Source organism: Kitasatospora sp. NPDC048545 (assembly GCF_040651155.1).
In the GTDB taxonomy this organism is placed as follows: Bacteria; Actinomycetota; Actinomycetes; order Streptomycetales; family Streptomycetaceae; genus Kitasatospora.
This window is the reverse complement of the sequence record NZ_JBEZIQ010000033.1, coordinates 94423-115914: the sequence shown is the minus strand read 5'-3', so window position 1 is coordinate 115914 and position 21492 is coordinate 94423. Positions and strand designations below refer to the sequence as shown.

Here is a 21492-nt window from a genome sequence, read left to right as displayed (position 1 = left end):
ACGTACGCGGCGGCGGCGAAGTCGCAGCGCGGGGACGGGGACCTGACGTTCTTCGGTGCGGCGGCGAAGTGCTACGCGTCGGACGCGGCGATGGAGATCACGACGGACGCGGTGCAGTTGCTGGGCGGGTACGGGTACACCCGTGACTACCCGGTGGAGCGGATGATGCGGGACGCGAAGATCACGCAGATCTACGAGGGCACCAACCAGGTCCAGCGGATCGTGATGGCCCGCAACCTCCCGTAACCCGGCCTGACCTGCGCCGACGGTCGGACCGGAGCGTGGCCCGGCCGTCGGCGCCCGGACGGTGCGCCGATGTAGGTTGCGGAGAATGAGCGAGAAGGAAGAGCAGGACCTGCCCATGAACGACGGGCCCGCCAAGCCCGCGATGCGCGAGGCGCTGGTCGCCGCGGCCTTCGAGCTCTTCCTGGAGCGAGGCTTCGAGCAGACCACCGTCGACGACATCGTCTCGCTGGCCGGTGTCGGCCGGCGCTCCTTCTTCCGCTACTTCCCGGCGAAGGAGGACGTGGTCTTCCCCGACCACGAGCGCAGCCTCGCCGAGATGACGGAGTTCCTGGAGTCCGGCAGCGGCGAGGAGGACCCGGTCCGGCACGCCTGCGACGCCGCCCGCCTCGTCCTGCGGATGTACGCCGAACAGCCGTCCTTCTCCGTCCAACGCTACCGGCTGACCCGCAAGGTGCCCGGACTGCGGGCGTACGAGCTGTCGGTGGTCTGGCGCTACGAGCACACCCTCGCCGCCTACCTGCGCGGCCGCTTCGCCGCCCGCCCGGACGGCCCGCTGCGCGCGGACGTGATCGCGGCGGCCGTCGTCGCCGCGCACAACCACGCCCTGCGCACCTGGCTGCGCTCGGGCGGGGAGAGCGACTGGGTGGCCGAGGTGGACGCGGCGATGGCCTTCGTCACCGGCACCTGGAGCGACCGGCCGGCCGAGGCCGCCGGCGAGGGCGAGTCCGACGAGGTCGTGGTCCTGGTCGCCAGCCGGCGGACCCCGCTGTGGCGCATGGTCCAGGGCATCGAGAGCGCCCTCGGCGGCGACACCCGGCAGGTCTGACCGGCGGACCGCCGGGGCCCGCGCTCCCGCTCACCCGTACGGCGCAACCGTGCCCGTTCCCGACCCCGCACGGCCCGCGCACCGTGCGGGGCCGCCCTCCCCGGGTGAGACTCGGTCGCAGGACGGGCCACCGTGGCATCGCGCGGCCCGGGATCGCGAAGGAGCGGCCATGGCGGGGACGCCCCAGCAGCAGGACAGCGGCCCGGCCCTGCGTGAGGTGCTGCTGCACAAGGGTTACTTCGGCCTGCTGCTGCTCTCCGGCCTGGTCGGCATCCCGGTCTCGCTGGCCGCGTTCGGCTTCCTCAGCCTGGAGCACCAGCTCCAGCACTGGGTCTGGGAGAGCCTGCCGGAGACCGCGGGCTACAGCAGCGCCCCCTGGTGGTGGGCGCTGCCGGCGCTGTTGCTCGCCGGCCTGCTGCTCGCCCCGATCGTCATCCGGCTGCCCGGACGCGGCGGCCACATCCCGGTGCAGGGGCTCGGCGGACCGCCCACCCCGCCCATCGCCGTCCCCGGCGTGGTGCTGGCCGCACTCGCCTGCCTGCCGCTCGGCGTGACGCTCGGCCCGGAAGCCCCACTGATGGGGCTCGGCGGCGGCCTCGCCCTGCTCGCCGTCCGTGCCGCCAAACGGGCCCAACACCCGCAGCTGGTGGCGGTGCTGGGAACGGCGGGCGCGGCGGCGGCGATCTGCACCATCTTCGGGAGCCCGCTGGTGGCCGCGGTCATGGTGATCGAGGCGGCCGGACTGGGCGGCCCGCAACTGGTCGCGCTGATCCTGCCCAGCCTGCTGGCCAGCGGCATCGGCGCACTGGTCTTCACCGGCTTCGGCCACTGGACCGGCCTGGCGATCGGAGCGCTCTCGCTCCCGACCGTGCCCAAGAGCACCGTCCCCGACCCCGGCGACTTCCTGTGGGGCATCCCGCTGGCCGCCGCGGTCGCCCTGCTCCTCGTGACCGGGCAGACGATCGGCCGGCGGGTCAAGGGCTTCATGACGGTGGACACCGCTCGGCGGACCGCTGTCCGGACGGTGCTCTGCGCGGTCGTCGTCGGCGGCTTCATCACTGCGTACGCCCTGCTCACCGGCCGCTCCCCGGAGGAGGCCGCGCTCTCCGGCCAGGCCACTTTGAGCACGCTCGCCGCCGACCCGGCCGCCTGGTCGATCGGCGCGCTGCTCGCCCTCGTGCTCTGCAAGGCGCTCGCCTGGTCGGTCGCGCTCGGCAGCCTGCGCGGCGGGCCGATCTTCCCGGCGATCCTGCTCGGCGCCGCGCTCGGCATCGCCTGCGCGCCGCTGCCGGGCTTCGGCACCGAACCCGCCCTGGCCGTCGGGCTGGCGGCCGCCGGCGCCGCCGTCACCCGGCTGCCGGTCACCAGCGCCGTGCTGGCCACCGTCCTCCTCGGGATCGACTCGGTGGACGCCATGCCACTGGTGATCGTCGCGGTCGTGACGGCGTTCATCACCGGCGAGGCGCTCCGGGGCCGGCCGAAACGCGGCGAGACCCCGGCCGACCGGGCGGCGGCCGGGGCCGGGGCCGGCTGAGGTCCGGGCCCTCGGGCTGTCGACGTTCGGAGCGCCGGAGACCTCTGCGCGGGACGGGAAGTGAACACCCGTCGATTCGGGGGTGACGGCGCGGCCGGGTGCGCCATGACGGAGGTGCCCCTGTCCTACCGCGGCACCGACACCCCGCACTACCAGATCCACCTGTGCGACGGGCCCGGCACCGACTATCGCGCGGCGGTCAACGTCCTCTCCCAGCAGGCCCCTCCGGATCTGCTCCACATCGTCGTCGAGGACTTCCGGCTCCCCGTCCCGCGCCCCACCCGGCACCACCGGCCGGCCGACCACCGGCCGTAGCCGCAGCGGCTCCCCGCGGGACGCGCCGCGACGGCCTCCCCGGCGCGGACGGTGGTCCGGCCGGGGAGGCCGTCGGTGCTCCCGTGCCGCCTGCGGGGGTTCAGGCGGCGGAGGAGCGGGGGTTGCGGACGCCCGGATCGCGGGGTCCGTCAGCTGCGGGCCGGCCCGGGTGTCGCCGGGGTTTCGGCGCGCCGCTCCGAGCGGGTGACGAGCCGCCAGGCGCAGAGCGCGCCGAGCAGGTAGGAGACGCCGACCAGGACGAACGAGACGGAGGCGCCGCGGCTCCAGTCCGAGGTGGCGTGCAGCACCACGCCGATCACCGCGATGCCCACCAGGGAGCCGATCTGGCGGTTGGCGTTCAGCACCGATCCGGCGACGTTGGCGTGCTCCGGCCCGGCGGAGTCCACCATCGCCGCGGTCATGCCGGGGGAGATGATGCCGGAGCCGAGGCTGGCCAGGCCGATGCCGACGGCGATCAGCCAGTAGGGGGTGGTGGCGGAGACGGCGGTCAGGGCGAGCGAGCAGACGCCCGCCAGCAGCATGAAGACCGTCAGCAGCGGTCCGTTGGCGTACCGCCCGGAGATCTTCGAGTAGACCACGTTCGCCACCGGGGACAGGACGGTGATCGGGATCAGTTCCAGGCCGGCCACGAACGGGCTGGCACCCTGGGCGTGTTGGAAGAACAGGCCGAGCATGAAGATGGTGCCGAACAACGCGAAGTTGAAGAAGAAGCCGACCAGGTTGGCGCCGGAGAACCCGGGGCGGCGGAAGAGCGTCCACGGCATGACGAGCTTGTCGCCGCGGCGCTCGCGCCGGACCAGGAGCACGGCGGCGACCAGTGCCACGGCGTACGCGACGACCACCGGGGTCGCTCCCCAGCCGAGCTGCGGGCCCTCGATCAGGGCGTAGCTGAGCGCCGCGAGGGCCACGATCCAGATCAGGTGGCCGAACGGGGCCGGCCGCGCGGAGCGGGCCTCCGGCCCCGCGACGAACCGCTTCGTCATCAGCATGCCGACGACGCCGATCGGCAGGTTGAGCAGGAAGATGCTCTGCCAGCCGAGCGAGCCCACCATGAGGCCGCCGAGCGTCGGGCCGATGCCCGAGGAGGTGGCGACGATCGCGGACCACAGGCCGAGCATCCGGGTGCGCCGGCGCTTCTCCGGGAACGAGAACACCAGCAGGGACAGCGAACTGGGCATGAACAGTGCGGCGCCGGCGCCCTGCAGCATCCGGGCGGCGATCAGCAGCTCCGGCGTGGTGGACAGCGCGCACCCGAGCGAGGCCAGCAGGAACAGGCCCATGCCCCACATGTAGACCGTTTTCGCGCCGAGCCAGTTGGCGAGGCCGCCGGCCAGCATCAGCAGGGACGCGAAGGTCAGGATGTAGCCGTCGACGACCCAGGTGAGCTGGGTGAGCGTGGCGCCCAGCTTCTCCTGGAGGGTCGCGCCGGCGACGTTGACGATGGTGACGTCCAGGGTGGCCATCACGAAGCCGGTGGCCAGCGCGGCGATCTTCAACCCGCCGGAGGTGTCCGGCGAGGCGGCGGGGGAGGTGTCGGTCTGCGCCGGACTGGTCTCGGCGGTTGTCATCGCTGGTTCCTTCGTTGCGGGTGACCGCTGCGCGCGGAGCGAGCAACTCGCTGTCGGCACGGTCGAGTTGGGTTGGAAGGCGCGGTTCAACTGAAGGGCATATGACGATGCATGTCAAATTGGATGGTGGTCGTCATATGGCTGGAGTCGTACGATGGGCGCGCAGCGAAACCAGAGAGGTGCCACGTGACTGCACACGCCGCCGCAGCAGAACGCATCGGTGACCACCCCGATGCCGCGGACATCACCCTGCAGCGCATCCTGGAGGCCTTCGCGGACCCGGTGCGCCGCAGCATCGTCCGGCAGATCGCCGACGCGCCCGGCGACACCGCCTGCGGCACCTTCGACATCTCGGTGACCAGGTCGACCGGGACCCACCACTTCCGGGTGCTGCGGCAGTCCGGGCTGATCCGGCAGTACTACGTCGGCACCTCCAAGATGAACACCCTGCGCCGCGACGACCTGGAGCAGGCCTACCCGGGCCTGCTGGACGCCCTCATCGCGGCGGCGGACCGCGAGGCCGCCGCCGGCTGAGCACCGCGGCGACGCCGCCCCCGGCCCACCGCGAGGGCACCCGGAGGGGCGCCGGCGCCCAACCCGGATGGGCGCCACCGCCGCGCCCGGAGTCAGTGCAGTGCGGCGAGTTCCGCCGCGTCGAACGGGCGCAGCCCGTCCGTCCGTCCGGTGCGCACCTGCTCGGCCCAGGCCGGGTTCGCCACCAGCGCCCGGCCGACCGCGACCAGGTCGAACTCGCCCGCCGCGAGCCGCTCGGCCACCAGGCCGATGTCGTCGACCTCCGCGCCCTTGCCCTCCACGTACCCGAGGAAGTCGCTGTCGCGCAGGCCGACCGAGCCGACGGTGATGGTGGGCCGGCCGGTCACCTTCTTCACCCAGCCCGCCAGATTGAGCCCGGAGCCCTCGAACGCGGGCTGCCAGAACCGCCGGGTCGAGCAGTGGAAGACGTCGACCCCGGCGTCCACCAGCGGCGCCAGGAAGGTCTCCAGGGCCTGCGGGTCGTCCGCGATCCGGGCCCGGTAGTGCGCCACCTTCCATTGCGAGATGCGCAGGATGACGGGGAAGTCCGGCCCGGTCGCCGCCCGGCAGGCCCGGACCACCTCGGCGGCGAACCGCGTCCGGCCGGCCGGGTCGCCGCCGTAGCGGTCGGTGCGGCGGTTGGTGACGTCCCAGAAGAACTGGTCGAACAGGTAGCCGTGGGCGGCGTGCAGCTCGACGCCGTCGAAGCCCAGGCGACGGGCGTCGGCGGCGGCTCGGGCGAAGGCCTCCACGACCTCGGCGATGTCGGACTCGGACATGGCGCGCCCGGCCGGGCTGCCCGGCTCCCGGCCGGAGGGGCTGATCAGGCCGCCCGGCGGCTCGAACAGCTCGACGCCCTTCGGCGCCGTACGGCGCGCCTCCGTCAGGGACTTGCCCCACAGCAGCGGGTCCTGGCCGACGTGCCACAGCTGGGGGACGATCCGCCCGCCGGCGTCGTGGACCGCGCGGACCACGCCGGCCCAGCCGGCCAGGGCGTCCACGCCGTGGAAGCGCGGCACCGACGGCCGGTTCCCGGCCGCGGGGTGGCCCACGAAGGTGCCCTCGGTGATGATCAACCCCACGCCGTGCCGGGCCCGGCGGGCGTAGTACTCGGCGACGTCCGCGCCGGGCACCCCGCCGGGGGACAGGTCGCGGGACATCGGGGCCATGACGATCCGGTTGTCCAGGGCCAGTCCACCGGCCTTGAACGGCTCGAACAGCGGTGCCGCGGCCGCCGGTCGCGGCGGTGTCGTGCTCACGTGACTGCCTTCCTTCCAGACGGTCCTGCGGTCAGCCGGAGAGGCCGGTCAGCGCCCGCATCTCGCCGGGGGTGAACATGTGCGGGAAGAGCACGCCGCCCGGGTCGAGCGGGGCCGAGCCGTCCAGGCCGCCGAGGTCCACCGGGGTGAAGCCGGCGTCGTGGACCAGCCGCGCCACCACGGCCTTGGCCGGGGCGTCGTCGCCCGCGATCGCGATGGCCCAGAAGTGCCGCTGCCTCGTCCCGCGGGACCAGAGCAGCTCGTCCATGACGTGGGTGAACGCCCGGACCACGGTGGCGGCCGGCAGCTGCTTCGAGGCGTGCCGGCCCTGGGTCACCCCCGGGGTGAGGGTCGAGACCACCCGGCCGTCCTCGGTGAGCGACACCGGGTTGGTGGCGTCGATGACGATCTTCCCGGCCAGGTGCTCGCCGACCTCGCCGAGCACCCCCTCCGCCGCCTCGTACGGGACGGACAGCAGCAGGACGTCGGCCGTCCGGGCCGTCTCGGCGAGCGTTGCCGCCCGGGCCCCGGCGCCCAGCGGCTCGACGAAGGAGGCCAGGTGCTCCGGGGTGCGGGAGCCGAACGTCACCGAATGGCCGGCGGCCAGCCAGTGGCGGCCGACCGGCCGGCCGATGTTGCCGGTGCCGAGGACGCCGAGCTTCAGCGGCGTCGTGGGATTGGTCATGGCAGTGGGTTCCTTCGACGGGGCGGAACGGGGCGGGAGGGGCGGCCCGGGGCGGGCGGGGCGGGCGGGGCGGTGCGTGGGCGGTGCGTGGGCGGTGCGTGGGCGGTGCGAGGAGGTGCGGGCTCAGGCCGCGAGGGACTCGGCCGCGGCGTTGCGCTCGGCCTCGGTGCGGACGTCGAGCTGCTCGTAGTCCTTCTTCGCCGCCTCGATGGCGTCCTCGATCGACAGGACCCGGGGCAGGCCGAAGACCTCGGTGATGCCCTCCAGCCGCTCGGGGATGGTGCCGCCGATGATGTGGGTGGGGATCTTCAACTCGTCCAGCACGTTCAGCAGGTGCTCGTCGGAGAGGACGCGGAAGCGCTCGTTGACCGGGCGGTGGCCGTTCGGGTCCAGCGGGAACTCGATCGGCAGGTGGACGAAGGCGTCGTAGGTCTCCTTGGCGTACTGCTTGAGCGCGACGCCGAGCTGGGCGACGACCTGCTCGTAGAAGCGGATCTCGTCGGTCTTCTCCACCGACTCCAGACCGATGGACTCGTTGGGGTTGATCCCGACGGTGACGCGCACGGTGGCGTAGGTCCACTCGTGCAGAGAGGAGCCGTCCGAGATGTAGCCGCCGGGCAGGTGGCTCTCGTGCACCGCCCGCTCGACGTAGCGGCGCATCACCAGCTGGATCAGCTCGGCCGCGTTGCACTCCTCCAGGGTCTTGCCCGGGACGGCGTGCGGCAGGATCTCCCGCATGGTCTTGGCGTGGGTGCGCGGGACCCCGGTCAGGTGGGCCAGCGCCATGGTGGTGAGGGTCTTGCCGGAGGAGTAGGTGCCGGAGATCGCGAGCTTCATCGTGTGCCTCTCGAAGAACGGACGGCTGTCAGGGCTGTCAGTGCGGCGGTATGGGCGGTGCGGGCGGTGCGGTCGGGGTGTTCGTTCCGGGCCGGCCGGGCGGGACGCGCTGGGCGGACGCACGCGGAAACCGGAGCGCTCGCAAGGGCGGCCGGACGGCGTGGGGAGAGCGGAGGGCGCGGGGGAACGGATTGCCCGGGAAAGGAGAAGCGCGGGGAGCGCTGGAGGGCGGTGGAACGGGGAGCACGGGGAAACGGGATCCACGAAAAGCGCTGAGGACGCGGCTCCCGGCCCGGGGGGCGTCACCGGCGGTCCGGTGAGTCTTTCCGGTCCGGCGGGAAGCGGTGCGTGAGAAAGGCTAGCGGCCGTCGAACTCGTGGTGCCAGGTTTCCCGTTTGCACAGCTGCGCTCTTTTCCTCCGGGCGAAAGGGAACGGCTTCGCGGGGCGAAAGGGGAGGGCTGTGCGGAGCGAAAAGGGGACGGCTTCGCGGAGCGAAAAGGGGAGGGCGGTGCGGAGCGGAACGGGCTGTGCGACTGGCGCCGGGTCCGCAGTTGCACACGGCCGGCGTCCGGTCCGGCCGGGGCCCGGCGCGGGGGAGCCGACCGCAGGTCAGCCGAGGCGGAGGGCCGTGCGCAGTACGTGCCAGGCGTCGTCGGGTTCGACCGGGACGCCGTGCGAGGCGTCCCAGGTCGGCATGTAGGAGAAGCCGTACAGGACGGCCAGGATCAGGTAGGCGAGGGATTCTGCCGGGTAGGACGGCGTGATCTCCCGTTCCTGCTGGGCTCTGCGCACACTCGTGACCATTTCCCGGCGGATGTCGCCGAAGAAACCGTCCGAATCGCCCTCGTAGCGTTCGCAGTCCGCGGCGAGCCGGAGGGCGGCCCGGAAGCGGACGTTGGTTTCGAACTGTCCGCGCATCCGGCCGAGGAGTTCGGTGAGCGCCGCGCCCGCCGTCGGCCGGGGGAGCGTGTCGGCGGGCGCGTCCCGGAGGCGTTTCCAGTGTTCGGCGCTCTCGTCGACCAGTGCGGAGGCGAGTTGGTGTTTGGAACCGAAGTGCGCGTACAGCGCGCCCTTCGTCATGCCCGTCCGGGCCACCACGGCCTCGACCTTGGTGGCGGCGAAGCCGTGGACGGCGAACTCCTCGGCTGCGGCGTCCAGTACGCGTTCACGGGTCAGCCACGCCCTGGCCTGTTTCACCACCGTGGCACCCTCGTCACTCTGTTCATCGCTGGAAACCTACCTATGCGAAGGTTTGTTGTCGAGGGTAGCCGATGCCCGGGCCGGCCACCCGCCGATGGCCGGCCGTTCGCTGACGTACCGTCAGGAGTCGGTCGGGGCCGCCGGACCGAGCAGGGCGTCGGCGTACTCGGCGGCGGCCGCCGAGGGCCCCAGCGCGCCGTGCGTGGCCGCGGTGGTGATGTCGCGCCAGTACCGCTGGAACGGGGAGCCGTCCCGGTGGACGTGCGAGCCCGAGGTGTGGAAGAGGCGGTCCACGGCGGCCGCGCACCAGCGCACGGCCGTGACGGCGTCCCGCCGGTTCTCCGCCACCAGCAGCGGCGTCACCGGGTCCTCGTCGGCGCGCCGGGCCGCCCGCTCCAGGAGCAGCCGGGCCGCCGCGATCTGCGCCGAGCCCTCGCTCAGCGCCCGGTCCGACTCCGTCCGCCGGGCGGTCGCGGCGGCGCTCCAGGCATCCAGGGCGCCCCGGGCCGCGCCGGCCACCGGCGCCGCGAACATCAGCGCGCCGACCAGCTGCACCGGGACCCGGTGGCAGCGGGCCGCGTCCTGCGAGACGGGGTGCCGCAGGTCCGCCATGGTGAAGGAGAGCCGGTCGGGGACGAACGCCTCCGCCACCTCGACCGCGTGGCTGCCCGTCCCGCGCATGCCCAGACTGCGCCAGGTGTCCAGCGCGGTCCAGTCCGCCCTGGGGACGGCGAGGATCCGGTGCTCGGGGCGGTCCGGCGTGCCGGTGCGGCTCGCCAGCAGCAGCCAGTCCGCGTGGTCGACCCCGCTCGCCGTGTCCCACCGGCCGCTGAGCAGCCAGCCGCCCGGCACCCGTACGGCCCGGCCGCGCGGCGGCATGATGGCGGTGGCGACCAGCACGTCGGGGGAGTCGCGCCACAGCGCCGTCCGGCCTTCCTCGGGCAGGTAGGAGGCAAGCCGCCCGTGCGCCGCGAACAGGGCGGCGCACCAGGCGGTGGACGGGCAGGTCCGCGCGACGCTCGTCGAGGCGGCGAGGAGCGCGGAGAACGTCCCGGCCGTGCCGCCGAACCCGCGCGCCACGAAGTGCCGGGGGAACCCGGCGGCGGTGATCGCGGCCACCGTCTCCGCGCCGAGCCGGCGCCGGTCCTCCAGCGCGGGCAGATCCCGCTCCGCCGCCCGGACCACCCGTCCGACGGCCTCGGCGGGGAGCTCCGCGGCATCGGCGGGAAGCTCCGAGGTTTCGGCGGGGCGCTCCGCGGCGTCGGCGGCCCCGCTCACGGGGCGTCCCCGCGGGCCGTCACGTCGTCGAGCGGTGCGTACCCGAGCAGGGCCGAGGCGAGGGTCGCCCCGCTCTGGACGGCGGCGACCTCCGTCGTCCCCGGCTCCGGTCCGGGCCGCGCGGCGACGCGCACCGGCGCGTCCGGCTCCCCGAACGCGGTGAAGGCCGCGCGGACGCGGGTGGGGTCGGGCGGTGCGCCGATCGCGCGGGCGGCCTGCCGGAACGCTTCCAGCAGCACCATGCCCGGCACGTGGTCGGACGGGTGGTCGAAGAGCACCGGGTGGCCGGGGTCGGGGTCGAGCAGGAACGCGCCGGGCGCGCTCCCCGGAGTGCGGGCGAGCAGCACGTGCCGGCCGTCCGCGTACCCGGCCTCCCGGGGGGCGAGCCGCCGGGACTCCCCGGCGGGCGGCCCGGAAGGGGCCGCCGCCTTCCGCCGGGCGCGGTCGCGGACCAGGGCGTAGAACTCGGGGTCCCGGACCTCCCAGTGGATCCCGGCCCGGCCGGCGGTCACGCCGTCGACCGACACCACGGCGTCCAGCGCCAGGCCGGTGCGGTGCGGCGTGGTCGTCGTCCTCGTGCAGACGGCGTCGAGCACGGCGTGCTGCGGGCCGGCGGGCCGGTGCGTCGAACCGGCCCGGGTCAGCCGGAGGTCGAGGGTGTCGAGGACGAACGGGTGGCCCTGCGGGACGCCGTGGAACCGGTGGGACAGGTGGATCAGGGCCTGGCGGACCGTCTCGACCACCAGCAGCGGGTCGGTCGGCAGGCCCGTCCCGCCGTGGTGCAGGAAGCGGTGGCGGTCCCAGCGGGCGGCGACGCGGAACCGGTCGTCGCCCGTGCGGGCGGCGTCGGTGAGGAGGACCTCGCCGGGGGCGGCCTTGTGGACGGCGGCGGCCGGCAGGCGGTGCCGGAACGAGAGTCCGCGCCGGGGCGAGGCCCGGGCGGCCGGTGGCAGGTACCTTGGCGATGCGGTGATGCTGGACATACGAGCACGTCCCCCGTTGGTGAGCCGTTCCCTAAGGTGGTGCCACCCCGCTGCGGACGCGGGTCACCCCCCAGGTGGCCGTTGATCACGGCCCGAAAATATACCTGGGAGAAGGTATATAGCCAGGATCGACGGGACGCGAGAGAGGAACAGAGAACAGTGAGCCAGAGCAAGAGCGCCGCCACCGAGCCGCTGTGGCCGGCGCTGCGCACCGGCGCGACCGGGCCGTGTCTGCGCCAGGAGCGCGCCGAGCGCACCAGGGAGCAGATCCTGCACTGCGCCGCGCGGATCTTCGCCGAGCGCGGCTACGAGCGCACCGGCATCAAGGACGTGGCCGACGAGGTGGCCATGACCAAGGGCGCGGTCTACTTCCACTTCCCCAACAAGCAGGCGCTGGCCGTCGCTGTCGTCGAGGAGCTGTACTCCCGCTGGCCGGTGACGCTGGAGGCGGTGCGGGCCAAGGGCCTCTCGCCGCTGGACACGGTGATCGAGATGTTCAACGCGGCCACCACCGCGTTCCTGGAGGACCCGATCATGCAGGCCGGCACCCGGCTGCAGAACGAGCGCGCCGCCATCGACGTCGAACTGCCGCTGCCGTACGTGGACTGGACGAACCTGATCTCGATGCTGCTGCGCGAGGCCGGGGAGCAGGGGCAGCTGGCGGACCACGTCGACCCCGACGTGGCCGCCCGGGTCGCGGTCGCGGCCTTCTTCGGCGCCCAGCACATCTCCGACAACCTTTACGCACGCGCCGACTTCGCGGAACGCTGGCGCGAGGTGCGCGACACGCTGTTCCCGGCGCTGCGCGCCCGGCCGCGGTCCGCGACCGGGACGCGTGCCGCCGGCGGTGCCCGCGCCGCGAGCACCCGACCCGCCCGAAGCGTCACCCCGAGGTGACCCGAGCCCCCCGAGGAGCCCCCGTGGCCCTGCCCGACCGTCTGGCGTTCAGCGACGTCGACGAGACACTGATCGACTGCAAGAGCATGTTCGACTTCCTCGACCACTACCTCGGCGCCCGGTACGGCCCGCCGGGCGTCCGGCGCGGCCGCCGGCTCCGGGAGGAGATCACCGCGCTGGCCGCCGCCGGGAGCCCGCGCGAGCGGAACAGCCGGACGTACTACCGGGAGTGGGCCGGGGAGCCGGCCGGGGACGTCGCCGCGGCCGGCCGCGCGTGGTTCGCGGAGCGCAGCGCGCAGGCCGGCTTCTGGATCGCCCCCGTCCGGGACGCCCTGGCGCGCCACCGGGCGGCGGGCGGCGCGGTCGTGCTGGTCTCCGGAGCGTTCCCGGCGATCCTCGACCCGATCGCGGAACGGGTCGGGGCGGCGCACCTGGTGTGCAGCCGACCCGAGGTGCGCGGGGGAGTGCTCACCGGCGAACTGGTCGGCGAGCCGGTCATCGGGGAGGAGAAGCGCCGGGCGGTGCGTGCCCTGTTCGACGCCCATCCGCACGTCGATCCGGCGGACTGCCACGGCTACGGCGACCACGCCTCCGACCTGCCGATGCTCACCGAGGTCGGGCACCCGGTGGTGGTCGGTGACCCGGGGCTGGCCGAACTGCTCCCGGGCGCACGGTTGTTGCTGGTCGACGGGGTGGCGGCAGCCGACTGACGGGCACCCGGGCGGCGGTCGCCATGTGACGGTATTGCTGCGGCACGTTACACCCTCGTTAAAATACCTTCCCAAAGGTATGTTCGTGTGCCACGATCGCGGCGGAGCATTCGGCAGCTGCGTCGTGGAGCCACCCGGAGTCCGCGCCGACGGACCCCGCCCCTGCGGGCGCCGTCGGCCGGCCGGGTCCCGCGGCAGCGCGGGCCGGTGCCCCTTTGGCCTGTCTCGACGAGGAGACGACCCAGCAGACCCAGGGAACGGGGCGGTACTTCCCCGAGCCGGGCGGTGACGGCACCACGCACCGCCCGGCCGGCCGCCCTCCCGCGACGCACGCCAGAGGACCCGCCGTGAAGCAAGAGACCGTCAGCGACCGCGCCGAACCGCCCCTCACGCCCCGGCCCGGTCGACCCTCCCCCACACCCCGGACCAGCCGGACACCCCCGGAAGCCGGAGGCTCGGCCCCGGAACCCGGCCGCCCGCCCCAGGAGTGGTCGCCGGCCCTGTCCGAGGTGGTGCCGGTCCCGGTCGTCGCACTGCTGCCGGCCGACTCGCCGCGCACCGGCGGCGAGGACCCCGAACACCTGAGGACCCTGGCCGGACTCGACCAGGACCTCCCGCCGATCATCGTCCACCGCCCCAGCATGCGGGTGATCGACGGCATGCACCGGCTGCGGGTCGCCGCCGCCCAGGGCAGACCCGTCATCCCCGCCCGCTTCTTCGAAGGTTCCGAACGCGACGCCTTCGTGCTCTCCGTCCAGAGCAACACCCGCCACGGCCTCCCCCTGTCCCGGGCGGACCGGGTGGGCGCCGCCCGGCGGATCCTCACCTCGCACGCCGAGTGGTCGGACCGGATGGTCGCCTCCGTCACCGGGCTGTCCACCAAGGCGGTCCGCGAGCTGCGGCGCAGCGAGAGCGGGACCATCCCGCACGCCGCGGCCCGGGTCGGCCGGGACGGCCGGGTCCGGCCGCTGGACAGCGCACTCGGCCGACTGCGCGCGGGCGAGCTGATCACCGCCAACCCCCTCGCCTCGCTCCGCGCGGTCGCCGACGAGGCGGGCATCTCCCCGGGGACCGTCCGCGACGTCCGGGACCGGCTGCGGCGCGGCGAGGATCCGGTGCCCGCCGGGCGCCGCACGACCCGGCCCGCGGACCGGGCCCGCCCGGACCGGACCCGCCCCGCGCCGCCGGCGGTGGGCCCGGCCCCCGGCGCCCGGCAGGCCGGCCCCGGCCCGCAGCAACCCGCCCAGGACCTGGCCCGCGTCATGGAACGGCTGATGAGCGACCCCGCGCTCCGGCTGACGGAGAGCGGCCGCCACCTGCTGCGGATGCTCACCAGCAGCCTCCTGCCGCCCGACCAGCGTGACCAGCTGGCCCGCAGCATCCCGCCGCACTGTGCCGATCGGGTCTCCCGGCTCGCGCTCGAATGCGCCGCCGCCTGGCGGGAGTTCGCGCACCAGGTGGAGACCGCCCGGCCGGGGCAGGATCCCGGCCGCGGTGCCGAGCAGCCGTCGTCCCCCCAGCCCGTGACGGGGAGGGCCGGTGTTCCGGCAGCCGTCTGACCCGGCGCGCCGCCGGCCGGTCGGCGGCGCGCCGCCCGCGGCCGTGGTGTGCAACCGGGCCCGGGCCTCAGTCGCACAGCCGATCGACCCGCGCGTCGGCCCGGTCAGCCTGCTCGGGCTGCACCCGGCCGGCGGCAGTACGGCCTTCTTCTCCGGCTGGCAACGGGCCCTGGGCGAGCGGGTGGAGGTGGTCCCGGTCCGGATCCCCGGCCGGGACCCCGCCGGGGGCCACTGTCGCCAGGGGCTGCCCGGTCTCGTCGCCGCACTGGAACGCGACCTCGGCCCGCTCCTGGAACGGCCCCACCTCCTCTACGGGCACAGCATGGGTGCGCTGCTCGCCTACCGGCTCGCCCGCCGCAGGGCCGAGCACGGGCGACGGCTGCCCGAGCGGCTGCTGGTCGGCGCCTACCCGGCACCCCACCTGCCGCATCCGCTGCAGCGGGCGGCCCGTCTCACGGACGCCGAACTCGTCTCCTGGCTGGTCGACTTCGGGTCGCTCCCGGCCGCGCTGCGCGCCGACACCGGCTGGCTGCGCGAACGGATCTCCCTGGTGCGGGCGGAGATCGGCCTCTGTGCCGGGAATTCCGAGGGATTCACCCACCGGACGCTGCCGTGCCCGGTCGAGGTGTTCTCCGGGGAGGACGATCCGCTGGTTTCGGCGGCGTCCGTGGCCGCCTGGTCCGAACACGCCGGCGGGGGTTTCGCATTGCACCGCCTCCCCGGGGGGCATTTCTTCCCCCGGGAATCGAAGGACGCCTTCTTTCGCCGCCTCGGCGACCTGGTCGCACCGCTGGCGGCCGTCTGACGGCGCCTGCCCGGCCGGAATCCGGGGCCGTGCACAGTGGTTCGGGGCCGTGCGCCGGAACTCGGGGCCGGCTCTCGCGCGGGGCTTCCGAGCCGGTTCCGAGCCGGTTCCGCCCGGAATCCGTACCGGTTTCCGGCCCGGTGCCCCGGCGCGGACCTTACGGTCCGGCGGCACGTTCCGATCGGATGCCCGCGCCGCTTGCGTGACGGCGTGGGCGGCAGGCAGAGTTCTCCGTGCCGGGCCCGAACTCGCCTTTAGGAAAAGGGAGTTCGAATGTCAGGGAAAGGCGGGGCGAGACGCCCGCCGGGCGCCCCGAGCCGCGCCGCCGGCCGACACCGATCCGAGTCGGCCGTGCTCCCCGCTCCCGCTCCCGCATCCGCTCCCGCAGCACCGTCGATCGCACCGGCGACACCCGCTCGCCGACACCCCGCCCAGAGGAAGGAGGTCGCCATGCCGCACGCGCACACGCCGGCCGAGGCCGTACAACTGCTGACCCCGGACGGCGAACGGAAGCACCACCCCGACTACCGGTTCGATCCGACGCCGGACCGACTCCTCGGCCTCTACGAGGACATGGTCCGCGCCCGCCGGATCGACGCCGAGGGGGTGCTGCTCCAGCGCCAGGGCGAACTCGCCCTCTGGCCCTCGCTGTTGGGGCAGGAGGCAGCCCAGATCGGCTCCGCCCGGGCGCTCGACGACGAGGACCACGTCTTCCCCAGCTACCGCGACCACGGCGTGGCGCTCGCCCGGAACGTCGACCCCCTCGACCTCTTCGCACTGTTCCGGGGCACCACCAACGGCGGCTGGGACCCGCGGGAGCACAACGTCCACCTCTACACCCTCGTCATCGGCGCCCAGACGTTGCATGCCACCGGCTACGCGATGGGCGTCGCCAAGGACGGCGCGGAGTCCGCCGTCATCGTCTACTTCGGCGACGGCGCGACCAGCCAGGGCGACGTCAGCGAGGCCTTCAACTTCGCGGCCCTGAACGACGCCCCCGTCGTCTTCTTCTGCCAGAACAACCAGTGGGCCATCTCCGAACCCGCCGACAGGCAGAGCCGGGTGCCGATCCACCGGCGGGCCGCCGGTTTCGGTTTCCCCGGGATCCTGGTGGACGGCAACGACGTGCTGGCCTGCCTCGCCGTCACCCGGGAGGCCCTGCGGCGGGCCCGCAGCGGCGAGGGGCCGACGCTGATCGAGGCCTTCACCTACCGGATGGGCGCGCACACCACCTCCGACGACCCCACCCGCTACCGCGACGCCGAGGAGGTGCGCGCCTGGGAGCTGAAGGACCCGATCACCCGGCTGCGGACGCACCTGCTGGCCAACGGCTGGGCGGACGAGGAGTCCCTCGCACGGATCGACCGGGCGTGCGACGAAGCGGCCCGCTCCGTACGCGCGGCCGTGCGCTCGATGGCCGCGCCCCCGGCGGAGGCCATGTTCGCGCACGTCTACGCGGACGGCCACACCCTGGTGGCGGAGGAGGCCGCGCAGTTCGCCGCCCTCGCCGCCGGTTCGGCCCATACCGCCGGTTCCGCCCACGTGGCCGGTTCCGCCTCCACGGAAGGGGCCTGAGATGGCAGCGCACCGGAATCCGGCCGAGGGGCCGGCCCGCACGGTCGCGCAGGCGATCAACTCGGCCCTGCGCGCCGCCCTGGAGGAGGACCCCCGGGTCCTGGTGACGGGCGAGGACGTCGGCCGGCTCGGCGGTGTCTTCCGGGTGACCGACGGCCTGCAGAAGGACTTCGGCGACGGCCGGGTGATCGACACCCCGCTGGCCGAGTCCGGCATCGTCGGCACGGCGATCGGCCTGGCGCTGCGCGGCTACCGCCCGGTGGTGGAGATCCAGTTCGACGGCTTCGTGTTCCCCGCCTTCGACCAGATCGTCACGCAGCTGGCGAAGCTGCACGCCCGCTCGAACGGCAGGCTCACCCTGCCGGTGGTCATCCGGATCCCGTACGGCGGCGGCATCGGCGCGGTCGAGCACCACAGCGAGTCCCCCGAGGCACTGTTCGCGCACGTCGGGGGAGTGAAGGTGGTCTCGCCCTCGAACCCGGCCGACGCGCACTGGATGCTCCGGCAGGCCATCGCCGGGAACGACCCGGTCGTCTTCTTCGAGCCCAAGCGCCGCTACTACGACCGCGGTCCGGTGCCCCCCGCCGCCGAACTGCCCCTGCACGCGGCCCGGGTGGTCCGGCCGGGGCGGGACCTGACGCTCCTCGGCTACGGGCCGACGGTCGCGACCTGCCTGGAGGCGGCCGCGGCCGCCGGGGAGGAGGGCGACAGTCTGGAGGTGATCGACCTGCGCTCGGTGTCGCCGATGGACTTCGACACGATCGAGGCCTCGGTGCGCCGCACCGGGCGGCTGGTCGTCGTGCACGAGGCGCCGGTCTTCTTCGGCGCCGGCGCCGAGATCGCGGGCCGGATCACCGAGCGCTGCTTCCACCACCTGGAGGCCCCCGTCCTGCGGGTCGGCGGCTACCACATGCCGTACCCGCCCGCCTCCTTCGAGGACTCGTACCTGCCGGACGTCGACCGCGTCCTGGACACCGTCGACCGCGCCTTGGCGTACTGAGGAGAGGAACCGTGACCACGACCGCGCAACGCGTCCGCGACTTCCCCCTGCCCGACGTGGGCGAGGGGCTCGTGGACGCGGAGATCCTCGCCTGGCACGTGCGGCAGGGCGACCGGGTGACCGACGGCCAGGTCGTCTGCGAGGTGGAGACCGCCAAGGCCAGTGTCGAGCTGCCGATCCCGTACGACGGCGTGGTGCACCGGGTCCACGTCGAGGCCGGGACGACGGTCGCGGTGGGTGCCGTCATCATCTCGATCGACACCGGTGCGCAGGGTCCGGAGGCCCCGGCGCCCGAACCGGCCGTGCCCGTCGCCTCCGCCGCCACTGCGTCCGTAGTGCGCGTCGACGTGCCCGCCGAGGAGCCGGACGCGCAGCCCACCGTCCGGCAGCCGGTCCTGGTCGGCTACGGAGTGGCCCCCGGGCGCTCCGGCCGCAGGCCCCGCCGGAACGGATCGGCCGCGCCCGTCCCGGCCGCGCCCGCTGAGCGGGCTGCCGCCAAGCCGCCCGTCCGCAAGCTGGCCAAGGACCTCGGGGTGGACCTGGCCGCGGTCGTCCCCACGGGCGCCGGCGGCGTGGTGACCAGGTCGGACGTGCACGCGGCCCACCAGGCACCGAGCGCTCGGTCCGCCGCGCTCCCGGCCGCCGCACCCCCTGCGGGCGCGTCCCCGGCCGCCGCGCCCCCGGTGGCCCCCGGCCCGTCCGGGGCCGAGGGCGAGATCCGGGTCCCGGTGAAGGGGGTGCGCCGGGCGACCGCCCGGGCGATGGTCGCCAGCGCCTTCACCGCCCCGCACGTCACCGAGTTCGTCACCGTCGACGTGACCCGCACCATGGCCCTGGTCCGGGACCTGAAGCAGGACCCGGAGCTGGCCGGTCTGCGGGTGAATCCGCTGCTGCTGGTGGCGAGGGCGTTCCTGCTCGCGGTCCGGCGTCATCCGGAGGTCAACGCCCGCTGGGACGAGGAGAACCAGGAGATCGTCCGCAAGGAGCGGGTCAACCTGGGCATCGCCGCCGCCACCGAGCGCGGTCTGATCGTCCCCAACATCAAGGACGCGGGCGCCCTGACCCTGCCCCGGCTCGCCCGTGCGCTGGGGGAACTGGTCGCGACCGCCCGCGCGGGCAGGACCGCACCGGCCGCGCTGGCGGGGGGCACGGTCACCCTCACCAACATCGGCGTCTTCGGCGTGGACACCGGGACGCCGATCCTCAACCCGGGGGAGTCGGCGATCCTCGCCTTCGGCGCCGTCCGGGAGCGGCCCTGGGTCCACAAGGGCGAGGTGGTGCCCCGGCAGGTGACTACCCTGGCGCTCTCCTTCGACCACCGGCTGGTCGACGGCGAGCTGGGGTCGAGGGTGCTGGCCGACACCGCAGCCGTCCTGGAACACCCGAAGCGCCTGCTCACCTGGGCCTAGCCGCATCGGGCCCCGCCACTTCCGGGTCCCGCCGACTCTCCGAGGGAAGCCATGACTGACACCGCAGCGCCGATCCGCCCCCGTCGCGTCACCGTCGACGACTACCTGGGCCCGGGAGAGAAACGTTTCTTTGGCGAGGGGTACAAGCGCGCCCGCCAGCGGCTGAGCGACATCCGGGTCGGCGTCGGCCGGGACGGCACCGCCTCCGTTCGCGCGCTCGCCTCCGTCAGCTACCCGGACGACTGGTCGAAGAAGGGCCGGCACAACCAGCGCCCGCACCTCAGCAGCATCGACGTCCTGCTGCTCGCCGGCGAAGCCGCCGAGCTGTACCTCGCCCACGTCCTGGGCCTGGACCCCGAGCAGCGCGGCACCGCACGGCTGCGCCGGGTGCGGATGAAGGCCGGCACCAGCCCCGTAGAGGAGGAGCTCGACGAGTTCCCGGTGGAGGCGACCGTCACCGAACTCCCCGGCGTCGGCCGCGGTCCCCGGCAGCGGGTGTCCGCCGTCGACTGCAGGGTCGGCGCCCTGCGGGTGCGCCTGGAGATCGAGCACCCGGCCGGCACCGCCCACACCGGACCCGGCTCGTACACCGACCCCGACGAGCTGCTCGGCAGCGCGGCGCTGCGCCCGTACGGGACGGCCCACCGGTCCAAGTACCAGGTGATCGAAGGCCTCTCGGTCGACTTCGCGGCGAACTCGGCCGCAGCCACGGTCAGTTCCCGGTTCCGGACGGACGAGGACCGCCCGGTGCGGGGACTGGAGAGCTACAGCCACCGGGCGACCTCGATCCTGGACGTCTTCGTCGCCGCCATCCAGCTCGGCCAGATCCTGCTCTACGAGATCGACGGCGTACCGCGTTCGGAGAGCAACACCCTGTGGATGCGGCAGACCGTGCTCGACATCGCAGACCCGCACCGGCCGGTGACCACACCGGAACGGCTCTCCGTACACCTCGACGGGACCGAACTGCTCACCTCGCGCGACGGCGAGACCTGGCGGCTGGTCGACATCGTCGGCGGCTTCCGGCACATGTCGGTCCGCTGCTCGGCCGCCCACCGGCTGCCGTGACCGCCCCGCCCCCGGCACCCGCCCCGCGAACGCACACCGTGGAAAGGACATCGTGGAAAGGACCCAGACCATGACCGATCGACTCCGCCGCGCCACCCCCGGAGGCCGGTCATGAGCCGGGCCGCCGTCCTCGCGGGCCTCGGCGCCATGGTGCCCGAGCGGGCCGTGGACAACGAGGAGATCTCCCGGATCGTCGACACCGACGACGAGTGGATCCGGACCAGGACGGGCATCGGCCGCCGCTACTGGGCCGACCCCGGCACCGCCACCGGCGACCTCGCGGCGGTCGCCGGCCGACGGGCGCTGGAGTCCGCCGGCGTCGACACCGTCGACCAGGTGATCCTGGCCACCAGCACGCCGAACCGCCCGATGCCCGCCACCGCCCCGGAGGTCGCCAGCGCGCTGGGTCTCGACGGGGTGCCCGGCTTCGACCTGTCCGCCGCCTGCGCCGGGTTCGTCTACGGCCTCCAGTCCGCCGCCGGCGCGATCGCGGCCGGATTCGCCGAACGCGTCCTGGTGATCGGCGCGGACATCTGGTCGACCCGGCTGGACCCGGAGGACCGCGCCACCGCCATCATCTTCGGCGACGGCGCCGGTGCGGCCGTCCTGCGCGCCGGGGACGCCGCCGAGCCGGGCGCCCTGCTCGGCTTCGACCTCGGCAGCGACGGTGCCAACCGGGACCTCGCGTTCCTGCCCGCCGGCGGATCCCGGCAGCGCTCCGAGCGGGCCCCGCTGCGCGACGCGGACAACTACCTCGCCATGCGCGGCAAGGAGATCTTCACGCACGCGGTCGAGCGGATGGCGGGCTCCTCGGAGGCGCTGCTGGACTCGGTCGGCTGGACCGCCGCGGACGTCGACCGGTTCGTCGGCCACCAGGCGAACGTCCGCATCCTGCACACCGTGGCCGACGTGATGACGGTGCCGCGGGAGCGGGTGGTGGTGCACCTCGACAAGGTCGGGAACACCTCGGCCGCCTCGATCCCCCTCGCGCTCACCGACGCCGCCGCCGAGGGCCGGCTCACGCCGGGCCAGAAGGTCCTGCTGACCTCCTTCGGCGGCGGACTGAGCTGGGGTTCGACGGCCCTCAGCTGGCCCGACATCAAGGTGTCCGGCATCGAGACCGCCTGATCCCGGCGCCCCTCTCGTTCCCGGTCCGCCCCGTGCCCCGCCCGGGGCGTCCCG

Annotated in this window: 21 protein-coding genes; 14 read left to right on the top strand and 7 right to left on the bottom strand. The window is 74.3% G+C overall.

The window, feature by feature from the left end; all coding sequences use genetic code 11:
* The 4 genes from AB0D10_RS28305 to AB0D10_RS28290 form a co-directional block, all read left to right on the top strand.
* Positions 1-246 (top strand): acyl-CoA dehydrogenase family protein (locus AB0D10_RS28305; protein ID WP_360261746.1); only part of this gene is annotated, 246 nt, incomplete at its 5' end.
* Positions 247-331: 85 nt separating this feature from the next.
* On the top strand, positions 332-1072 hold the full coding sequence (locus tag AB0D10_RS28300) for a TetR family transcriptional regulator (RefSeq protein WP_360261744.1): 741 nt from the start codon (positions 332-334) through the stop codon (positions 1070-1072).
* Between the two features lie 169 nt (positions 1073-1241).
* Positions 1242-2606 carry a chloride channel protein gene (locus tag AB0D10_RS28295; protein ID WP_360261742.1) on the top strand — a complete coding sequence of 455 codons (1365 nt, stop codon included), beginning with the start codon at positions 1242-1244 and terminating at the stop codon, positions 2604-2606.
* 105 nt (positions 2607-2711) lie between these two features.
* Positions 2712-2921, top strand: a complete 210-nt coding sequence (locus AB0D10_RS28290) for a DUF2278 family protein (RefSeq protein WP_360261740.1) — start codon at positions 2712-2714, stop codon at positions 2919-2921.
* A 149-nt stretch (positions 2922-3070) separates the two neighbouring features.
* Here AB0D10_RS28290 and AB0D10_RS28285 read toward each other — a convergent pair whose 3' ends face one another.
* Complete coding sequence (locus AB0D10_RS28285; protein WP_360261738.1) at positions 3071-4510, bottom strand: MFS transporter; 1440 nt, start codon at positions 4508-4510, stop codon at positions 3071-3073.
* Positions 4511-4696: 186 nt separating this feature from the next.
* On the opposite strand from AB0D10_RS28285, the gene AB0D10_RS28280 reads away from it, so the two are divergent.
* Positions 4697-5044 carry a helix-turn-helix transcriptional regulator gene (locus AB0D10_RS28280; RefSeq protein WP_360261736.1) on the top strand — a complete coding sequence of 116 codons (348 nt, stop codon included), beginning with the start codon at positions 4697-4699 and terminating at the stop codon, positions 5042-5044.
* A 92-nt stretch (positions 5045-5136) separates the two neighbouring features.
* On the opposite strand, the gene AB0D10_RS28275 is transcribed toward AB0D10_RS28280, so the two are convergent.
* From AB0D10_RS28275 to AB0D10_RS28250, 6 genes are all read right to left on the bottom strand, one after another.
* Entirely contained in the window at positions 5137-6264 is a 1128-nt protein-coding gene (locus tag AB0D10_RS28275; protein ID WP_360261760.1) for an NADH:flavin oxidoreductase, read from the bottom strand.
* A 70-nt stretch (positions 6265-6334) separates the two neighbouring features.
* Positions 6335-6988, bottom strand: a complete 654-nt coding sequence (locus AB0D10_RS28270) for an NADPH-dependent F420 reductase (protein ID WP_360261734.1) — start codon at positions 6986-6988, stop codon at positions 6335-6337.
* A 123-nt stretch (positions 6989-7111) separates the two neighbouring features.
* Positions 7112-7825 carry an AAA family ATPase gene (locus AB0D10_RS28265; RefSeq protein ID WP_360261732.1) on the bottom strand — a complete coding sequence of 238 codons (714 nt, stop codon included), beginning with the start codon at positions 7823-7825 and terminating at the stop codon, positions 7112-7114.
* Positions 7826-8435: 610 nt separating this feature from the next.
* Positions 8436-9023, bottom strand: a complete 588-nt coding sequence (locus AB0D10_RS28260) for a helix-turn-helix domain-containing protein (protein WP_360261730.1) — start codon at positions 9021-9023, stop codon at positions 8436-8438.
* 123 nt (positions 9024-9146) lie between these two features.
* Positions 9147-10304, bottom strand: a complete 1158-nt coding sequence (locus tag AB0D10_RS28255) for an oxidoreductase (RefSeq protein ID WP_360261728.1) — start codon at positions 10302-10304, stop codon at positions 9147-9149.
* Positions 10301-11287, bottom strand: a complete 987-nt coding sequence (locus tag AB0D10_RS28250) for a ScbA/BarX family gamma-butyrolactone biosynthesis protein (RefSeq protein WP_360261726.1) — start codon at positions 11285-11287, stop codon at positions 10301-10303. The genes AB0D10_RS28255 and AB0D10_RS28250 overlap by 4 nt, the downstream gene beginning before the upstream one ends.
* Positions 11288-11446: 159 nt before the next feature.
* Here AB0D10_RS28250 and AB0D10_RS28245 point away from each other — a divergent pair, with 159 nt between their 5' ends.
* From AB0D10_RS28245 to AB0D10_RS28205, 9 genes are all read left to right on the top strand, one after another.
* On the top strand, positions 11447-12184 hold the full coding sequence (locus AB0D10_RS28245) for a ScbR family autoregulator-binding transcription factor (protein WP_360261724.1): 738 nt from the start codon (positions 11447-11449) through the stop codon (positions 12182-12184).
* A gap of 23 nt (positions 12185-12207) precedes the next feature.
* Positions 12208-12894, top strand: a complete 687-nt coding sequence (locus AB0D10_RS28240; protein ID WP_360261722.1) for an HAD-IB family hydrolase — start codon at positions 12208-12210, stop codon at positions 12892-12894.
* 347 nt (positions 12895-13241) lie between these two features.
* A complete protein-coding gene (locus tag AB0D10_RS28235; RefSeq protein ID WP_360261720.1) occupies positions 13242-14453 on the top strand; it encodes a hypothetical protein in 1212 nt (403 codons plus the stop codon).
* A complete protein-coding gene (locus tag AB0D10_RS28230) occupies positions 14434-15258 on the top strand; it encodes an alpha/beta fold hydrolase (RefSeq protein ID WP_360261718.1) in 825 nt (274 codons plus the stop codon). Before AB0D10_RS28235 ends, AB0D10_RS28230 begins: the two co-directional genes overlap by 20 nt.
* A gap of 450 nt (positions 15259-15708) precedes the next feature.
* Positions 15709-16833 (top strand): pyruvate dehydrogenase (acetyl-transferring) E1 component subunit alpha, encoded by a 1125-nt coding sequence (gene pdhA, locus AB0D10_RS28225; protein WP_360261715.1) that lies wholly within the window; start codon positions 15709-15711, stop codon positions 16831-16833.
* Between the two features lies 1 nt (position 16834).
* On the top strand, positions 16835-17833 hold the full coding sequence (locus AB0D10_RS28220; protein WP_360261712.1) for an alpha-ketoacid dehydrogenase subunit beta: 999 nt from the start codon (positions 16835-16837) through the stop codon (positions 17831-17833).
* An 11-nt stretch (positions 17834-17844) separates the two neighbouring features.
* Positions 17845-19242 (top strand): dihydrolipoamide acetyltransferase family protein, encoded by a 1398-nt coding sequence (locus AB0D10_RS28215; protein ID WP_360261710.1) that lies wholly within the window; start codon positions 17845-17847, stop codon positions 19240-19242.
* Between the two features lie 51 nt (positions 19243-19293).
* The gene (locus AB0D10_RS28210; protein WP_360261708.1) at positions 19294-20310 is read left to right on the top strand and encodes an AvrD family protein; all 1017 of its coding nucleotides are present in this window, start codon (positions 19294-19296) and stop codon (positions 20308-20310) included.
* Positions 20311-20421: 111 nt separating this feature from the next.
* Complete coding sequence (locus tag AB0D10_RS28205; RefSeq protein ID WP_360261706.1) at positions 20422-21438, top strand: beta-ketoacyl-ACP synthase III; 1017 nt, start codon at positions 20422-20424, stop codon at positions 21436-21438.
* Positions 21439-21492 lie beyond the last annotated feature (54 nt).